Below are 15695 nucleotides of genomic sequence, written 5' to 3' on the forward strand. Positions count from 1 at the left end.
GTGAATCCACTACGGAGAGGAACGGCCATGTGTGGAATGCCCATTCCCCCTACCCCCGCCCCCGGAACCCTCGTGGTGGACACCAGCCGGGGCGACCGGGTCGGGGAGTTCCGGGGGCTCGCCGGCCCCTACTGGGCACTCCGGCCCATCCGGGGCGGGCCGGAGTGGGAGGCGGAGCCTCGGGACGTGCGGCCCGCCGACCCGATGGAGCGGCTACGCGCGGAGACGGCCCGGCGCAACGCGCGGAGCGCGGAGGGGCTGCTGTGAGCGAGAGCCCGCTCGCGGAGCTGCGACGCATCGAGTCGGACCCGGCCTACCGGGCCCGGTTCCGCGTACTGCTGGACGCGGCGCTGGTACGGCGGGCCGCCGCGGACGCCGTACGGGCACTGCGGGCGCTGCTGGAGGCCCGTACGGCGGAGGAGAACTCGGCCCTGGCCGTGACCCTCGGGGCGGTCGCCTGGACCTGCTGCCTGGCGTTCGCCGCGGCCCGGGGCGGCATCACGTGACCGGCGTGTGCGGCGCGGCCGGCGCCCTGTCCGCCGTACATCTGGACGCGCTGGCACGGCTGCCGGCACTCCGCCGGATACTCGACGCCGGTCCGGAGCTGCGGTGCTCCCTGGCCCAGCACACCGGTCCCCACATGGACGTCCTCCACGAGGGCCCCACCCCGGGGGCCGCACTATGGGCCCGCTGGCCCGGGGATGCGGTCCTCCCCCTCCCCGACTGCCCGGTGACCGGCCCCGGCGAGGGCTGCGGCCAGTACCTGTCCCACCCGGGCGACCACACCTGGCAGATCACGAACCGTTGATGACGTCCCACCACTGCGAGGGACCCCCGGTGCACGTCGCGGCGTTGACGCGGTCGGTCGTCGTCCGCGCGAGACAGGTGCCGCTCACCTCGTTCTTGATCAGCGCACCCGCGGTCGACGTGTCGTCGACGGCCCACAGCGCCGCCCGATCGGCCGCGCTACACGCCTTCATGGCCGGCTGACCATTGCGCAGCGTGAGACACAGCTCGGTCGCCCTCTGCCGCAATGCGGTGTGCGCGATCGCGTTGTCGTCCCAGTACCCGACCTGGTAGGCGTCGTAGTTGCACCTCGTGACGTACGGACCGAAGTCGGCCCGGAAGTCCAGGCATTTCGGGGTCGCAGACCGGTCCTGGAAGGCGGAGCTCGACGGCGCCGCGCTCGCCGGTGCGCCACTGAGACCCACCGCGACCACCACACCCACCCCGACAGCGGCCAGTTTCCTCACTGACATGACAGCCCTCCTCCGCCCGGCGTGCGTCGCCGAGCAGACATCGAGCCTGTCCAAGGCCGGCGCGGAACGAAAGTACGCCCAGGCCGAGTTCGGCCGGTTCCGGTCCGTTCCCCGGACCGGTCGGCCGAGTGGCGGTCACGTCGGTCAATGGCCTCGGGCAGCGGCTTCGCCGAGCGCGGCGAGGCGCGACGCCAGGCCGGGAGTGGGCGGCTGGGCGAGGAGGAACAACCAGCCGTACGCGGTGCCGAGTACGGCGGCGTGCACCAATGCGAGGTCTGCCGGTGCGGTCAGCTCACCTCGCTGGTGGGCGCGTTCCAGCACCTCGGCGATCAGCGCGCGCTCTTCGGCGATGAAGGTCTCCTGGAACCGTGCGGCGACGTCGGGCTGCTGGTGCAGGTCAGCGAGCAGCCCGGGGGCGGCTGCCGCGGTCACCGGATCGGAGAAGACCCCCAGGATCAGGTCGGCGAGCGCGGTGAGGTCGCCGGTGAGCGTTCCGGTGTCGGGGAGGGGTTGCGATCTTCTCCCGTGGACGAGGACGGAGAAGACGAGTTCGCCGCGTGAGCTGTGGCGGCGATAGATGGCCGCTTTGCCGATGCCCGCCTTGGCGGCGATGGCGTCCATGGTCAGACCGGCGTACCCCACGCGTGGCACCAACTCGCGTACCGCGTCGCGGATTGCGGCGTCCACACGGCTCTCGCGCGGTCGGCCGGTGGGTTGCTTCGGTGGCTGCATTGGCCCACCATACGGAACTATGAGTATCGGAACTGATCGTATCGAAACCTCTTCCCCGGGCGCCGGCACTCGCGCCCGCACCCTGACCCTGTGGGCCGGCCGCAGCGCCGTGGCCATCGGCGTCCTCCACACCGCACTCTTCGCCGTCGTGTCCCGGCCGCAATGGGGTGGCTGGCTGTCGGGCGAACTGCGTGGCGCGGACCCCGACACCCACGCCGAGTCGGCGAGTCTGTTCTGGGCGCTGCCGGGCGGCTTCGCGGTGCCGCTGATCCTGCTGGGCCTGCTGCTGTCGCGGATGGCCCGCACCGGCCAGGAGGTCCCGCGCTACGTGGGATGGGCCCTGGCGGGCTGGGTGGTGCTGGCCGGGTGGATCTTGGGGCCGTCCGGGTTCCCGCTGGGCCTGGTGCCGGCCGTGCTGCTGATCGTCGCGTCCTGGGAGCGGCGGGTGTGAGCGCCGTTCCCGTGCTTCCGGCCTGTCAGTGGAGTGCGCTTTCCTGTCCGTCATGAACCTCACTCAATCGATGCTCAGCGACCTCCTGGACCGGATCGACGCCCCGGGCGGATCTCTGCACCTGCCGCTGGACATCGACGTGCACCTGCTCGTGGACAGGCTGGCCGACCGGTACGGGGCACCACGGACCCTGGTCCTGGACGGCTTCACGGACCCGACCGTGGACGAGACCCGTGGCGCGGCCCTCCTCGCCGTCCTCGAAGACCGGGGCGAGACGATTCGGGCCTGGGCCTACGGAGGTCAGTGGATCGGCGCCGGGACCGCCCGGGATGCGCAAGGCGTCGTCCGGCCGGTGCTGGCGGCCGTACCGCGGCGGGTGGAAGTGCCGGCTCCGGTGGAGGTGCCGGCACCAGAGGGGACCAGCCGGGGGAACGAGGAGGACTGGGTCGAGCGGCTCAAGGCCATCACCGCCTGGACCTCGCCCCCGCAGCGGCCGGACGTCGACTGGGCGCGGATCGAGGCAGAGGTGGGCACGCGCCTTCCCGCCGACTACAAGCGCATGGTGGAGACATTCGGGGAAGGCGCCTTCGACGCCTTCCTCGCTCTGAACCAGAAGCCGTGGACCGACCTCCGCGACGAAGGCCTGCTCATCTGGGCGGGCACCGAGCACGAGAACCTGTACTGCTGGCAGACCGACGACCAGACCGACCCGGACCGCTGGTCCGTCGCCATCCGGACCTTCGACACCTTCGACGACGAATTGGCCGTCTTCGACTGCTCGGCGGCGGAGTTCGTCTGCCGCATCCTCCTCGACCCGGACCACCCGTTCACGATGGCCCACTACTTCGACACGCACTGGTTCATGAACTACCGCGGCAGCGAATGACCCGACCTGCCGCCATCGGTCAGGCGGGGAACAGCCGCTCCAGGACCACCGCGATGCCGTCCGCCTCGTTCGAGAGGGTGACCTCGTCCGCGACGGCCAGCAGCTCCCGGTGCGCGCCCGCCATCGCGACCCCGTGCGCCGCCCAGGCGAACATCGGGATGTCGTTCGGCATGTCGCCGAAGGCGATCGTGGACGACCCGGTGACGTCCAGGAGTTCCGCCGCCACCGCCAGCCCGCTCGCCTTGTCGATGCCCGGCGGCTGGAGCTCGACCGTGTGCTCCCCCGCCATGGTGACGTTGACCAGGTCGCCGACCACGCCCCGGGCGATCTCCGTCAGCTCGTCGTCCGACAGCCGCGGGTGCTGGAGGAGCACCTTGTTGATCGGGGACGACCAGAGATCGGCCCGCCGGGCCACCGCCACCACCGGCAGGTGCGGGTGCCACATCCGGTAGCCCGGCCCTATCAGCATCTCCGCGTCGACACCCTCCTGGTTCACCGCCGCCCAGACCTCCCCGACCTCCGCCTCGATCTTCCCGAGGGCGACTTCCGCCAGCTCCCGGTCCAGGGGCACGGAGTGCAGCAGCAGCCCGGCCGCCGCGTCGTAGACCTGCGCTCCCTGCCCGCACACCGCGAGCCCCGTATAGCCGAGGCCGTCCAGGACGTGGCGGACCTGCGGGACGGGGCGGCCTGTCACGATGATGTGCCGGGCGCCGGCCGCGCGGGCGGCGGCGAGGGCCGTGTGGGAACGGGCCGAGACGGTGTCTCCGGCGCGCAGCAGAGTCCCGTCCAGGTCGGTGGCCACGAGTGCATAGGGGAGGGCGGAAGTCACGTGTCAAGGATACGGACCCCCTCGGACAAGTCCTACAAATAGTGCCCGAATCCGGCCTCCCGCACGCCCCACCAGCCCCGTAACGTGTCAACCAGCCCCCGGGACACCCCCGGGCCGCGTCGAAAGCGAGGCAGCACCCCATGCCCCAGCAGAGCCCCCTCGACCTCCCCGAGGGCGACCCGTTCGGGCCGCACAACCTCCCCTACGGCGTGTTCTCCACCGCCACCTCCGGGGACGAGCGGCGCCGCATCGGTGTCCGCATCGGCGGATACGTGCTCGACGCCGGGGCGGCCGCGGCCGCGCTCGGCTCCCCGTACGCCGGACTGCTCGGGCAGCCCTCGCTGAACCCGCTGCTCGCCGCGGGCCGCACCGCGTGGAAGGACGTGCGCCGCGCGCTGACCGCCTGGGTCACCGACCCCGGCCACCGGCCCTCCGTGGAACCGCACCTGCTGCCGCTCGAAGACGTCGTGCTGCACCTCCCGTACGAGGTCGCCGACTACGTCGACTTCTACGCGAGCGAGCACCACGCGACGAACGTCGGCAAGATGTTCCGGCCGGACGGGGACGCGCTGACCCCCAACTGGAAGCACCTGCCCATCGGTTACCACGGCCGCGCGGGCACGATCGTCGTCTCCGGCACCGACGTCGTACGGCCCTCCGGCCAGCGCAAGGCCCCCGCCGACCCGGCGCCCGTCTTCGGGCCGTCCGTGAAGCTCGACATCGAGGCCGAGGTCGGCTTCGTCGTCGGCACCCCCTCGGAGCAGGGCCGCCCCGTGGCCCTCGGCGACTTCGAGGAGCACGTCTTCGGACTGTTCCTCCTCAACGACTGGTCCGCCCGCGACATCCAGGCCTGGGAGTACGTGCCGCTCGGCCCCTTCCTCGGCAAGTCCTTCGCCACCTCCGTCTCCGCCTGGGTCACCCCGCTGGAGGCCCTGGACGCGGCCCGGGTCGCCCCGCCCGCCCGGGACTTCCCGCTCCTGCCCTACCTGGAGGACTCCGGCGCGGACCGTCCCGGCGGCTTCGACCTGCGCATCACCGTCTCCCTCAACGGGCAGGAGGTGGCGCAGCCGCCGTTCGCCTCGATGTACTGGACCGCCGCCCAGCAGCTCGCCCACATGACCGTCAACGGAGCCTCCCTGCGCACCGGCGACGTGTACGGCTCGGGCACCGTCAGCGGCCCGGAGACCGACCAGCGCGGCTCGCTGCTGGAGCTCACCTGGAACGGCCGCGACGCCATCGAGCTCACCGACGGCAAGCGCACCTTCCTGGAGGACGGGGACACCGTCACCCTCACCGCGTGGGCACCGGGCGCCGACGGCACCCGCGTCGGCCTCGGCGAGGTCACCGGCCGCATCGTGGGCACCCTCTAGCTAGTCCGCATCTCGGGACGAGCACCGACGGCGGGGTGGCGGATCTTCTCCGTGCCCCGTCGTTCGCGCAGGTCACAGCCGTACGCCGACGCCCGCGGGTGGCACCACACTGCGGCCACACCACCGGCCCGGGCCCCTCGGTATGTACCGGGACTGAAAGCTCAACCGGCCGGGGCGGGACTTCCCCCGGCCAGGACGGAGGCTTCCCCGGCCAGGGAAGGGACTTCGCCCGGCCGGGGCTGGAGGCGTGCCCGGCCGGGGAAGGGACTTCGCCCAGGCGGGGCTGGAAACGTGCCCGGCCGGGGAAGGGACTTCGCCCGGGCGGGGCTGGAGGCGTGCCCGGCCGGGGAAGGGACTTCGCCCAGGCGGGGCTGGAAACGTGCCCGGCCGGGAAGGGACTTCGCCCAGGCGGGGCTGGAAACGTGCCCGGCCGGGAAGGGACTTCGCCCGGGCGGGGCTGGAAACGTGGCTGGTCGGGGTCGGAGGCTGCGGGGCGGGGACGGGGGCGGGGTGGGGTGTTGGCCGGGACGTAAAGCGTGATTTGTGGCGCGAGAGCAACCCGCGCCCTGTCGAAGTAGAGGACAGGGCGCCTAAATCATGCAGTCCAGGCCGACACCCCCCCCCGCCCCCCGCCCCGCCCCCCCCCCGCCCCCCCCCCCCCCCGCCCCCCGGGCCCCCCGGCCCCCCCCCCCACCCCCCCCCCCGCCCCCCCCCCCCCCCCCCCCCCCCCCCGGCACCGACCCCCCACCCGCAGCCACCGAGCCCCGGCACACCCCAGCCCCGCCGGCGCTTGAGGCGCAGGGGCCGGGCTCACCCCGGAGCCCCCGCAAAGCGCGCCGGCGCGAACGGAGCCAGGTCCAGGACGGGGGCCACCCCCGTCAGCGCCGAGGCGATCAGGACGCCAGTCCCAGGCGCCAGCCCGATGCCCGCCCCCTCGTGCCCACAGGCGTGGAACAACCCCGGCACCCGCGGATCCGGACCGATCGCCGGCAGATGGTCCGGCAGGTACGGCCGGAAGCCATGGTAGGTGCGCAGCACCCGCACGTCCGCCAGGACCGGGAACAGCGCCGCCGCCTGCGCGGCCAGCCGACGCAACGCCTCCGTCGACAGCGAGCGGTCGAAGCCGACCCGCTCCCGCGTGGCGCCGATCAGGACCGGCCCCGCCGGGGTTCCCTCGACCACCGCCGAGGACTGCAGCGCCGCCGACCCGCTCGCGACGTCCGCGATGTAGTCCGCGGCGTACACCTTGTGCCGCACCATCCGCGGCAGCGGCTCCGTCACCAGGACGAACCCCCGCCGGGGCAGCACCGGAAGGCCGACTCCGGCCAGCGCGGCCACCGCCCCGCCCCAGGTGCCGGCGGCGTTGAGCACCGCCGGGGCGAGGAGGTCGCGGCGCGCCGTGCGGACCCCGCGGAGCTCGCCCGCCGGCCCGGACAGCAGCTCGGTGACCTCCTCCCCGAGGTGGACCTCCACACCCGGCGGCGCCATACCCGGCGCCGCCAGCCCCGCCGCCGCCAGCAGCCGCGCCGCCGCCTGGGCCGGCTGGACCTGGGCGTCCTGCGGGTAGTGGAAGCCGCCCGCCAGGTCCGGCGCGAGGTGGGGCTCCAGTTCGCGCAGCTCCCCCGGTCCCACCTCGACCGCGTCGACCCCGGCCGCGCGCTGGCCGTCCGCGAAGCCCCGTAGGGCCTTCACGGTGGCCTCCTCCGCGGCGACGACCAGGCCGCCCTTGGCCTCGTACTCGATCTCCCCCGGGAGTTCGAGCGCGAGCTCGCGCCAGAGCCGCGCCGACAGCAGCGCGAGGTCCAGCTCGGGGCCCGCTTCCTTGTCGGAGACGAGCAGGTTGCCTTCGCCGGCGCCGGTCGTGCCGCCGGCGACCGGGCCGCGGTCGACGACGGCCACGCGGAGTCCGGCGCGCGCCGCGTAGTACGCGCACGCGGCTCCGACGACGCCGGCGCCGATGATCACGAGGTCCGGGGACGGGGAATGTCTGGGCACGGCAGTAATATGTCACATATCTTTAGAGGTGGACAGGGGTGGCACCGCGGGCGGCACCGCGGGCGGCGACGCGCGGCCCGGATCAGCCGCGCAGCGGACCCTCGCAGCGGTAACTCGACGTACCAGCCACCCGATTGGTCCAGATGTCCAGCACACCGAAGGAGCAGTTCATGTCGGCCAGGTTGTTCGAGGCGGCGCCCGCCCGGTCGAGAATGAAGTAGTCGACCGTCTCGGACATGTCCTTGAAGTTCTGGTCGTCGCTGCGCCAGTCCTTCAGGTTCGCCGTGATCCTGCCGGTACAGGTGAACCGGCGCTTGCCCGGCTCGCCGTTCTCCACGCAGTCCGGGGTGTTGTACGTGGCCGTCGCGAAGGTGGACTTCACGTCGGCGAGCACCGCGTCGCGCAGCTGCGCGTTCGGGGTGAAGGCGGTGTTCGGCACGTACAGCTGGTCGACCTTGGCGATCTGCGCGTCCAGGAACCGGTCGTAGCCGCTCTGGACGGCCGCGTCGCGGCCCATCCGCTTGCGCCAGGCGTCGAAGCCCGCCGGGTCGTTCGCGCGCAGGTGGCCGTACATCTCCCGCAGCTTCGAGGGCTGCTCGTTCCACAGGAACTCGAAGAACGCGCCCGAGTACCCGTAGAAGCGGAAGCCGTCGTTGGCGTAGGTGGCGTGCAGGAGCTGGTCCACCGACATGCGCGGGCCGCCGCCGGCCGTGTCGGCGATGATGCTCTTGATCAGGGACTTGCGCACGGCGATGCCGTTGTCGCGGGTCGCTCCGTCGAAGAACTCGGCGGTGCCCTCGTCCATGGCGGTCGTGCGGTCGCCCTCGTACCAGGCGCCCTGGCCGAAGGTGCCGGGGACGGCGAAGCGGCCGTTGAGGTAGTGGGTGTACTCGTGGCGGAAGAGCTCCTCCAGGGTGAGCTGGGAGTCCTGCGGGACGCGGCGCTGATAGGTGTAGAAGGTGGCGCCGTTCTCGATGTACATGCCGCCGTTGTTGATCCCGTAGCCGGTGAGGAGCGGCTGGTAGCTCACGTAGTCGGCGCGGGAGGCGTAGAGGACGACGTTCAGCGTGGCGTTGGCGTCCCCGGCGAGCGGCTGGTCGGTGCCCACGACGCGGTGGTACTGGGCCTTGACCTGCTTGCTGGCGTAGTAGAGCTGGTCGACGGTGGCCCGGTCGAGGGCGGTGCGGACCTTGATGGCACCACTGTCGTACGTGTAGGTGTTCGGGAAGAGTTCCCGCTCGATGTCCTCCTTGCACACCCCGTACGGCTTGCACGCCTGGTAGAAGTTGAGCCAGGAGACGGCCTTGGCCCACGGCTCGCCGCCGTCGCCGAAGGCGGCCCTGGCCGGGGCGAGCAGCGCGCCGAGGTCGGCGGTGATCCCGTCCTTGAGGCCCGCGATCTGGCCGAAGCGGCCGAACTCGGCGATCGCGTCGCGCGCCACCCAGGCGTTCGCGGAGCCCTTGAGGTGGGCGTACGTCGCGAAGTTCTTGAAGGTGGCGCGGTACGGGGCGTCGGCGGCGGCCGCCGCGTGGAACGCGGTGTCGTTGTTGTACACGCCGAGGTAGTTGACGGACAGGGCGGCGAGCGCCGCGCCCGCCCAGGCGGTGTCCAGGTGCGTCGCGGTGTGCGACGGGTCCATGGTGGCGAGCACGTTCTTGATCAGGCCGAGCTGGTGGTGGCGCAGGCCGGGGGCGCTGCCGGCGTAGAGGGCCTCGCGCAGGGTGCGGGCGTTGGAGCCGGTGGCGTCGAAGGTGCGGGCGGCGCCCGCGAAGGCGGCGATGGCCTGGCGCATGGCCTCGACGGTCGGGGCGTCGGTGACGTCGATCTCGGTGCGGGAGTGGTCGTGGTAGGCCACGGCGTGCAGGTAGGTGAACATCTCCTCCAGGTGCGAGGAGTTCAGGCCGTCGTGGGAGGCGGCCAGGCCGGATATCCGGCGGGAGACGGCCTGCACGTGGGCGTCCGACATGACGGGGGCCAGGCGGGCGTCCCAGGTCCAGATGAGGCCCGAGAGGCAGCCGCCCTTGGCGGCCGTGACGGCCGGGTCGGCGAGGAAGTCGGCGAACTGCTCCGGGGTGAGCCCGGTGATCCCGTCGAGGGTGCAGGGGACGCCCGCGGCGGTGCCCTGGGCGGAGGCGGCGAGCCTGCCGCTCTTCGTGGCGGGGGCGGAAGCGGGCGCGGAAGCGGCGGCCGGCTCGGTGACGGCGCCGGGCACCTTGCCTTCGGCGACGGCCCGGCCGCCCGGGACCTGCCCGCCCGGGACCTGTGCGCCGGGCGCCGGGGCGGGCGCGGCGGCGGCCTGCCGCGCGTCGGCGAGGTGCTCGACCTCGTCGAACGGGTTCGCGCCGGCCTCGGTACCCGCGGCGCCCGCGGCGCCCGCGGTGAAGGTGCCGGGCGCGGTGGCCCCCGCGGCGTTGGCGCGGGGGCCGGTCTCGGCGGCCCGGGTCACGGCCTGGCCCGCGGTGGCGAGGAGGGTGACCGCGACGGCGGCGGAGAGGAGGGACGTGCGCACGACTCTGGGCTGGGACACCAAGAACTCCTGGCTGGGAGGGGCGGAGGGGGAAAGTGCGGAACTGCCCTGCGTCACGCGGCGTTTGGCGGGGATTAACGGGGCGTGGTGTGAGCTGTAACATAGTAATGTGAAATTGCACTGACAAGACCTGTGCGCCCACCAGTTCGCATCTTCTCGAGGGAGCCCCTGTGACCGACACCCCCTCCCGCCCCACCGCCGGGCTCAACATCGGCAGTCACGACCTGCCCGTATCAGCCGAGTTGTCCCATTTCATGGCGTCGGACTGGGCGGCTTCCCCCCTTCCCGACTCCACCCGCGTGCCCGCGTACGCCGTCACCCCGGCCCGCCGCGCACGCCTCTCCGCCCGCTTCCCCGGCGAGCGGCTGATCATCCCCGCGGGCGAGCTGAAGGTCCGCAGCCACGACTGCGACTACCGCTTCCGCCCGCACAGCGCGTACGCCTGGCTGACCGGACTCACCGGCGAGGACCAGGTCGGCCACGTCCTGGTCCTGGAGCCGGCCGGCCCGCACGGGCACGAGGCCGTCCTCTACCTTCGCCCGCGCTCACCGCGCACCGGCGGCAACGAGGAGTTCTACCGCGACCGCCGCTACGGGGAGTTCTGGGTCGGCCGCCGCCCCGACCTCGCGGAGGCGGAGCGCCTCTCCGGCATCCGCTGCGCCCACCTGGACGCGCTCGGCTCCCCCACGGGGCGCAACGCCGCCGCGGACCAGGAGCTCGCCGTCGCCCTCTCCGAACTGCGCCTGGTCAAGGACGCCTGGGAGGTGGCCGAGCTGCAGCTCGCCGTCGACCACACCACCGCCGGGTTCGAGGACGTCGTACGGGACCTCCCGCGCGCGCTGGCCCACCCGCGCGGAGAGCGCTGGATCGAGGGGGTCTTCAACCGCCGCGCCCGGGCGGAGGGCAACGGCACCGGCTACGAGACGATCGCCGCGGCGGGCGCGCACGCCTGCGTGCTGCACTGGATCCGCAACGACGGCCGGCTGAACGCGAGCGACCTGCTCCTGATGGACGCGGGCGTGGAGACCGACGGTCTCTACACGGCGGACATCACCCGCACCCTCCCGCTGTCGGGCCGCTTCTCCCCCGTCCAGCGCCAGGTGTACGAACTGGTCCTGGCCGCGCAGGACGCGGGCATGGCGGCGCTGCGGCCGGGCGCGAGCTTCCGCGACTTCCACCGGGCCGGGATGCGGGTGATCGCGGAGGGGCTCGCCGAGTGGGGGGTGCTCAAGAACGCCGAGGGCGATCTGCACCGGCGCTACACCCTGTGCAGCAGCGGGCACATGCTCGGGCTCGACGTGCACGACTGCGCGCAGGCGCGCGCCGACACGTACCTGGACGGGGTTCTGGAAGAGGGCCAGGTCCTCACCGTGGAGCCGGGCCTCTACCTCCAGCCCGACGACGAGACCCTCCCGGCGGAGCTGCGCGGCATCGGCGTCCGCATCGAGGACGACCTCGTGATCACGGCAGAGGGCGCCCGGCTGATGTCGGGCGCCCTGCCGCGCACGGTGGCGGGAATCGAGGAATGGATGGGGAACCTGCTGGAGGACGGCGGCGGCCGGTAGCGGGCCGCCGCCGGACGGGGCGGGCCCCGGCGCGGTTCACCGCGCCCGGGGCCCGGGCGCGGGCGTCCGGTCAGTTCCAGTTGTTCCCGTTGCGGTGGCCGCCGCCACCATCACGCCAGTTGCTGCCGTTGTCGTGGTTCCAGTTCCAGTTCCCGTTGTCGCGCTCGTGATTCCAACTGTCGTTGCCGTTCCAGTTGTTGTCGTTCCAGCTGTCGTGCCGGTTGTCGTGATTCCAGTTGTCGTTGCTCCAGTTGCTGTTCCAACTGTCGTGGCCCCAGTCGTTGTCGTCCCAGCACCAACTGGGGCGGTCCCCGCGCGAGGTGTCGCAGCAGTAGCGCCACCAGTCGTCCCCGCGCCAGTCATTGCCGCGCCAGTTGGAACACCGGTCGTACGTCTGCGGGAGACTCGAGGCAAAGGCGCTGCTCACGGGCATCAGGCCGAGCGTGATCCCGGCGGCCCCTGTCACGGCTGCCGCAACGAACCCACGGCGCATACTCATACACCTCCGAGAATGAAGGGTCGATTGGTCCGGATTACTCCGTCATGAGCCATTTCCACCCTCCCCCCTCCCCCGCCCACTGTCAAAGGCACCCACGCTCACCAGCGGAAAGCCCCGCGGGGGCACCGCCGACGGGCCACCTACGGACCACCGCCTACGGGAGCACCGCCAGCCCGTCCAGCTCGACCAGCGCCGCCTCGTCCCACAGCCGGACCACGCCCACGACCGCCATCGCCGGATAGTCCCGGCCCGCCAACCGCCGCCAGATCCGGCCCAGTTCCGGGGCGCAGTCCCGGTAGTCGGCCACGTCCACGGCGTAGACCGTGACCCGCGCCAGATGGGCCGGCGAGCCGCCCGCCCCCGCCAGTGCGGCCAGCAGGTTCGCCAGCGCCTGCTCGAACTGCTGCGGCAGCGTCGCTCCCACCACCTTCCCCGCACCGTCGAGGGCCGTCTGCCCGGCCAGGAACACCAGCCGGCCCCCGCTCGCGACAACGGCGTGCGAGAAGCCCGTCGCCGGGGACAGCTCCTCCGGGTTGATCCGCTCCAGCCTCACGCCTCCCCCACCTCCCGCGCCTCGCTCATGTCCCGTGCCTCGCTCATGTCCCGCGCCTCCCCCGACTCCCGTGCCTCCCGTGCCTCCCGTGCCTCCCGGTAGAGCTCCTTCGCGATGATCGTGCGCTGCACCTCGCTCGCCCCCTCGTAGATCCTCGGTGCCCGTACCTCCCGGTACAGGTGTTCCAGCAGGTGCCCCCGGCGCAGCGCGGCCGCCCCGTGCAGTTGCACCGCGTGGTCGACGACGTACTGGGCCGTCTCCGTGGCCAGCAGCTTCGCCATGGCCGCCCGGCGCGGCACCTGCGGGGAGGACGCGTCCGCGTCGTAGGCCTCCGCCGCCGCGTACACGAGGAGCCGGGCCGCCTCGGTCCGGGTGGCCATCTCGGCGACCCGGTGCGCCACGGCCTGGAGGTCGCCCAGCACCCCGCCGAAGGCCGTACGGGCGGCCGTGTGCGCCACCGTGGCGTCCAGGGCGGCCCTGGCCATCCCGACGGCGAAGGCGCCCACGCTGGGGCGGAAGAGGTTCAGGGTGTCCATGGCCACCCGGAAGCCCCGGCCCGGCTCCCCCAGCAGGTCGGCCGGGCCCACCGGAACCCCGTCGAAGGCGAGCGCGCCGATCGGGTGCGGGGAGAGCATGTCGAGCGGCTCTCCCGAGAGCCCCGGCCGGTCCGCCGGAACCAGGAAGGCGCTGACGCCCCTGGCGCCGGGGCCCTCGCCGGTGCGGGCGAAGACGGTGTAGAAATCCGCCTCGGGGGCGTTGGAGATCCAGCACTTCTCCCCACTGAGCCGCCAGCCGCCTGCGCCACCGCCACCGCCGCCGCCCTCGGCCACCGCTTCGAGCGCCAGCGCTCCCGCGTCCGACCCGGCCCCCGGCTCGCTCAGCGCGAAGGCCGCCACCGTGCGCCCGGCCCGCACCCCGGGCAGCCAGCGCTCGCGCTGGGCGTCGCTGCCCGAACGCAGGACCGGGTAAGCGCCGAGCCCCTGGAGGGCGAGGGCCGTCTCCGCCTCCGTACAGCCGTAGGCGAGGGATTCGCGCAGCAGGCACAGCTCCAGCGCGCCCGAGGTGAACACCCTTTCCAGCAGCCCCTCTTCGCCCAGCGCGGCCAGCAGTGGCCGGTTGACCCGGCCCGGCTCCCCCTTATCCGCCAGCGGCCGCAGCCGCTCCGCCGCCAGTGCGCGCAGCCGCGCGCACCACTCCTCCTGGTCCGCCCCGAGCGCGAATCCCGTGAATCGGGTCATCCGTATGCCCCAGCCTCTATCGCGTCCTGTTGACTCCCGTCACCATGACGATACGCTCGTGCTGCGTTCGTACGGCCCGGCTCTTCCACTTCGGTCCACAGTCCATACGCAGGGTCCGGCCCCCATCCGGGGCGCGGGCCGTCGCAAGGGGGCGAACCCGCCTTGGAGCTCAAGCCTTCCGCTCATCGAGACACCTTCGCGCGCGACCACCTGCCGCCCGCGCACGCCTGGCCGCGGCTCCTCTTCGAACTCCCCGCTCTGGCCTACCCCGACCGGCTCAACTGCGGCGTGGAGCTGCTCGACACCACCATCGCCCGGCTGGGGCCCGACCGCCCCGCCTTCCGCGGCGCGGACGGCACGGTGTGGTCGTACGGGGAGCTGCACGCCCGCGTGGACCGGCTCGCGCACGTCCTCACCACCGATCTCGGCGTGGTCCCCGGCAACCGGGTCCTGCTGCGCGGCGCGACCGGCCCCTGGCTCGCCGCGTGCTGGCTCGCGGTGATGAAGGCGGGCGCGGTGGCCGTCACCGTGCTGGCGCAGCAGCGTGCGCAGGAGCTGGCCACAGTGTGCGCGATGGCCCGGGTGAGCCACGCCCTGTGCCAGGCGGAGGTGGTGGACGACCTGGTGAAGGCGGGGGTTCCGGGTCTGCGGATCACCGCGTACGGCGGCGCGGAACCGGACGATCTGCTGCGCCTGGCGGAGCGGCATCCGCACCCCTTCCCGGCCGTGGACACCTCCGCCGACGACGTGGCGCTGATCGCCTTCACCTCGGGCACCACCGGGCGCCCCAAGGGCTGCATGCACTTCCACCGCGATCTGCTCGCGGTGGCCGACACCTTCTCCCGGGAGGTGCTGCGCCCCCGCCCCGAGGACGTCTTCGCGGGCAGTCCGCCGCTCGGCTTCACCTTCGGCCTGGGCGGGCTGGTGGTCTTCCCGCTGCGGGCCGGGGCCTCGGCGCTGCTGCTGGCGGACGGCTCCCCGCGCCGGCTGCTGCCCGCGCTGGCCGAGCACCGGGTGTCGGTGCTGTTCACCGCGCCCACCGCGTACCGGTCGATGCTGGACACGCTGGGCCCGTACGACACGGGCGCCTACGACCTCTCCGCGCTGCGCCGCTGCGTCTCGGCGGGCGAGAACCTGCCGGCCGCCACCTGGCAGGCCTGGTACGAGCGCACGGGCCTGCGGATCATCAACGGGATCGGCGCCACCGAGCTGCTGCACATCTTCATCTCGGCGGCCGACGAGGACATCCGGCCCGGTACGACGGGCCGTGTGGTGCCGGGCTGGGAGGCCCGGGTGGTGGACGCGGCGGGGCTGCCGGTCGCCGACGAGGTGCCGGGGCTGCTGGCCGTACGGGGGCCGGTGGGCTGCCGCTACCTGGCGGACCCGCGCCAGGGCGAGTACGTACGGGACGGCTGGAACCTCACGGGCGACACCTACGTCCGCGACGCGGAGGGCTATTTCCGCTACGTGGCCCGGGCCGACGACATGATCATCTCGGCGGGGTACAACATCGCGGGCCCCGAGGTCGAGGAGGCCCTGCTGCGCCACCCCGACGTGCTGGAGGCGGCCGTGGTCGGCCGCCCCGACGAGCGGCGCGGGCAGATCGTGGTCGCGTACGCGGTCCCCCGGGAGGGCGCGGTCCTCACCGAGGACGCCCTGCGCACCTTCATGCGGAGCGAGCTCGCCCCGCACAAGTGCCCGCGCACCTTCGTCTTCCTGCCCGCCCTGCCCCGGACGGCGACGGGGAAACTTCAGCGTTTCAGGCTGCGCGATCACGAATTAGAGTAAAGC

16 protein-coding genes are annotated in these 15695 nt (G+C 73.1%); 8 read left to right on the forward strand and 8 right to left on the reverse strand.

Annotated features, from left to right (window positions below):
* Positions 1 to 36: 36 nt before the first annotated feature.
* The 3 genes from ACIQV3_RS06535 to ACIQV3_RS06545 are packed head-to-tail and all read left to right on the forward strand — an operon-like array spanning position 37 to position 808.
* The gene (locus tag ACIQV3_RS06535; protein WP_403710346.1) at positions 37 to 267 is read left to right on the forward strand and encodes a hypothetical protein; all 231 of its coding nucleotides are present in this window, start codon (positions 37 to 39) and stop codon (positions 265 to 267) included.
* On the forward strand, positions 264 to 506 hold the full coding sequence (locus ACIQV3_RS06540; RefSeq protein WP_403710348.1) for a hypothetical protein: 243 nt from the start codon (positions 264 to 266) through the stop codon (positions 504 to 506). The genes ACIQV3_RS06535 and ACIQV3_RS06540 overlap by 4 nt, the downstream gene beginning before the upstream one ends.
* Positions 503 to 808 (forward strand): hypothetical protein, encoded by a 306-nt coding sequence (locus ACIQV3_RS06545; RefSeq protein WP_403710350.1) that lies wholly within the window; start codon positions 503 to 505, stop codon positions 806 to 808. Before ACIQV3_RS06540 ends, ACIQV3_RS06545 begins: the two co-directional genes overlap by 4 nt.
* Here ACIQV3_RS06545 and ACIQV3_RS06550 read toward each other — a convergent pair.
* Both ACIQV3_RS06550 and ACIQV3_RS06555 read right to left on the reverse strand, forming a co-directional pair.
* On the reverse strand, positions 795 to 1259 hold the full coding sequence (locus tag ACIQV3_RS06550; RefSeq protein WP_403710352.1) for an RICIN domain-containing protein: 465 nt from the start codon (positions 1257 to 1259) through the stop codon (positions 795 to 797). The two genes, ACIQV3_RS06545 and ACIQV3_RS06550, sit on opposite strands and share 14 nt — an antisense overlap.
* Before the next feature lie 144 nt (positions 1260 to 1403).
* Entirely contained in the window at positions 1404 to 1991 is a 588-nt protein-coding gene (locus tag ACIQV3_RS06555) for a TetR-like C-terminal domain-containing protein (protein ID WP_403710354.1), read from the reverse strand.
* Positions 1992 to 2010: 19 nt separating this feature from the next.
* Here ACIQV3_RS06555 and ACIQV3_RS06560 point away from each other — a divergent pair, with 19 nt between their 5' ends.
* On the forward strand, positions 2011 to 2442 hold the full coding sequence (locus ACIQV3_RS06560; RefSeq protein WP_403710356.1) for a DUF6463 family protein: 432 nt from the start codon (positions 2011 to 2013) through the stop codon (positions 2440 to 2442).
* Positions 2443 to 2494: 52 nt separating this feature from the next.
* A complete protein-coding gene (locus ACIQV3_RS06565) occupies positions 2495 to 3328 on the forward strand; it encodes a hypothetical protein (RefSeq protein ID WP_403710358.1) in 834 nt (277 codons plus the stop codon).
* Between the two features lie 19 nt (positions 3329 to 3347).
* On the opposite strand, the gene ACIQV3_RS06570 is transcribed toward ACIQV3_RS06565, so the two are convergent.
* Positions 3348 to 4157: a Cof-type HAD-IIB family hydrolase gene (locus ACIQV3_RS06570; protein ID WP_403710360.1), complete on the reverse strand. Its 810-nt coding sequence runs from the start codon at positions 4155 to 4157 to the stop codon at positions 3348 to 3350.
* A gap of 140 nt (positions 4158 to 4297) precedes the next feature.
* On the opposite strand from ACIQV3_RS06570, the gene fahA reads away from it, so the two are divergent.
* Positions 4298 to 5527 (forward strand): fumarylacetoacetase, encoded by a 1230-nt coding sequence (gene fahA / locus ACIQV3_RS06575; RefSeq protein WP_403710362.1) that lies wholly within the window; start codon positions 4298 to 4300, stop codon positions 5525 to 5527.
* 810 nt (positions 5528 to 6337) lie between these two features.
* Here fahA and ACIQV3_RS06580 read toward each other — a convergent pair.
* Positions 6338 to 7522, reverse strand: a complete 1185-nt coding sequence (locus ACIQV3_RS06580; protein WP_403710364.1) for an NAD(P)/FAD-dependent oxidoreductase — start codon at positions 7520 to 7522, stop codon at positions 6338 to 6340.
* A gap of 82 nt (positions 7523 to 7604) precedes the next feature.
* Positions 7605 to 10049, reverse strand: coding sequence for a collagenase (locus tag ACIQV3_RS06585; protein ID WP_403710366.1), 2445 nt, complete (start codon positions 10047 to 10049; stop codon positions 7605 to 7607).
* A gap of 170 nt (positions 10050 to 10219) precedes the next feature.
* On the opposite strand from ACIQV3_RS06585, the gene ACIQV3_RS06590 reads away from it, so the two are divergent.
* On the forward strand, positions 10220 to 11614 hold the full coding sequence (locus tag ACIQV3_RS06590) for an aminopeptidase P family protein (RefSeq protein WP_403710368.1): 1395 nt from the start codon (positions 10220 to 10222) through the stop codon (positions 11612 to 11614).
* Positions 11615 to 11684: 70 nt separating this feature from the next.
* Here ACIQV3_RS06590 and ACIQV3_RS06595 read toward each other — a convergent pair whose 3' ends face one another.
* The 3 genes from ACIQV3_RS06595 to ACIQV3_RS06605 all read right to left on the reverse strand — a co-directional run bounded on the left by ACIQV3_RS06595 (position 11685) and on the right by ACIQV3_RS06605 (position 13904).
* Positions 11685 to 12047, reverse strand: a complete 363-nt coding sequence (locus tag ACIQV3_RS06595) for a hypothetical protein (protein WP_403710370.1) — start codon at positions 12045 to 12047, stop codon at positions 11685 to 11687.
* 220 nt (positions 12048 to 12267) lie between these two features.
* Complete coding sequence (locus ACIQV3_RS06600) at positions 12268 to 12666, reverse strand: RidA family protein (protein WP_403710372.1); 399 nt, start codon at positions 12664 to 12666, stop codon at positions 12268 to 12270.
* Positions 12663 to 13904, reverse strand: a complete 1242-nt coding sequence (locus tag ACIQV3_RS06605; RefSeq protein ID WP_403710374.1) for an acyl-CoA dehydrogenase family protein — start codon at positions 13902 to 13904, stop codon at positions 12663 to 12665. Before ACIQV3_RS06605 ends, ACIQV3_RS06600 begins: the two co-directional genes overlap by 4 nt.
* Before the next feature lie 162 nt (positions 13905 to 14066).
* On the opposite strand from ACIQV3_RS06605, the gene ACIQV3_RS06610 reads away from it, so the two are divergent.
* On the forward strand, positions 14067 to 15692 hold the full coding sequence (locus tag ACIQV3_RS06610; protein ID WP_403710376.1) for an AMP-binding protein: 1626 nt from the start codon (positions 14067 to 14069) through the stop codon (positions 15690 to 15692).
* Positions 15693 to 15695 lie beyond the last annotated feature (3 nt).

It is taken from the genome of Streptomyces sp. NPDC099050 (genome assembly GCF_044759865.1).
Taxonomy (GTDB): Bacteria; Actinomycetota; Actinomycetes; order Streptomycetales; family Streptomycetaceae; genus Streptomyces.

Excerpts from the sequence above, each read along its gene's own strand:
- ACIQV3_RS06535 (WP_403710346.1), top strand. The coding sequence starts at position 37 with ATGCCCATTCCCCCTACCCCCGCCCCCGGAACCCTCGTGGTGGACACC.
- ACIQV3_RS06550 (WP_403710352.1), bottom strand. The coding sequence starts at position 1,259 with ATGTCAGTGAGGAAACTGGCCGCTGTCGGGGTGGGTGTGGTGGTCGCG.
- ACIQV3_RS06555 (WP_403710354.1), bottom strand. The coding sequence starts at position 1,991 with ATGCAGCCACCGAAGCAACCCACCGGCCGACCGCGCGAGAGCCGTGTG.
- ACIQV3_RS06560 (WP_403710356.1), top strand. The coding sequence starts at position 2,011 with ATGAGTATCGGAACTGATCGTATCGAAACCTCTTCCCCGGGCGCCGGC.
- ACIQV3_RS06565 (WP_403710358.1), top strand. The coding sequence starts at position 2,495 with ATGAACCTCACTCAATCGATGCTCAGCGACCTCCTGGACCGGATCGAC.
- fahA (WP_403710362.1), top strand. The coding sequence starts at position 4,298 with ATGCCCCAGCAGAGCCCCCTCGACCTCCCCGAGGGCGACCCGTTCGGG.
- ACIQV3_RS06595 (WP_403710370.1), bottom strand. The coding sequence starts at position 12,047 with ATGCCCGTGAGCAGCGCCTTTGCCTCGAGTCTCCCGCAGACGTACGAC.
- ACIQV3_RS06605 (WP_403710374.1), bottom strand. The coding sequence starts at position 13,904 with ATGACCCGATTCACGGGATTCGCGCTCGGGGCGGACCAGGAGGAGTGG.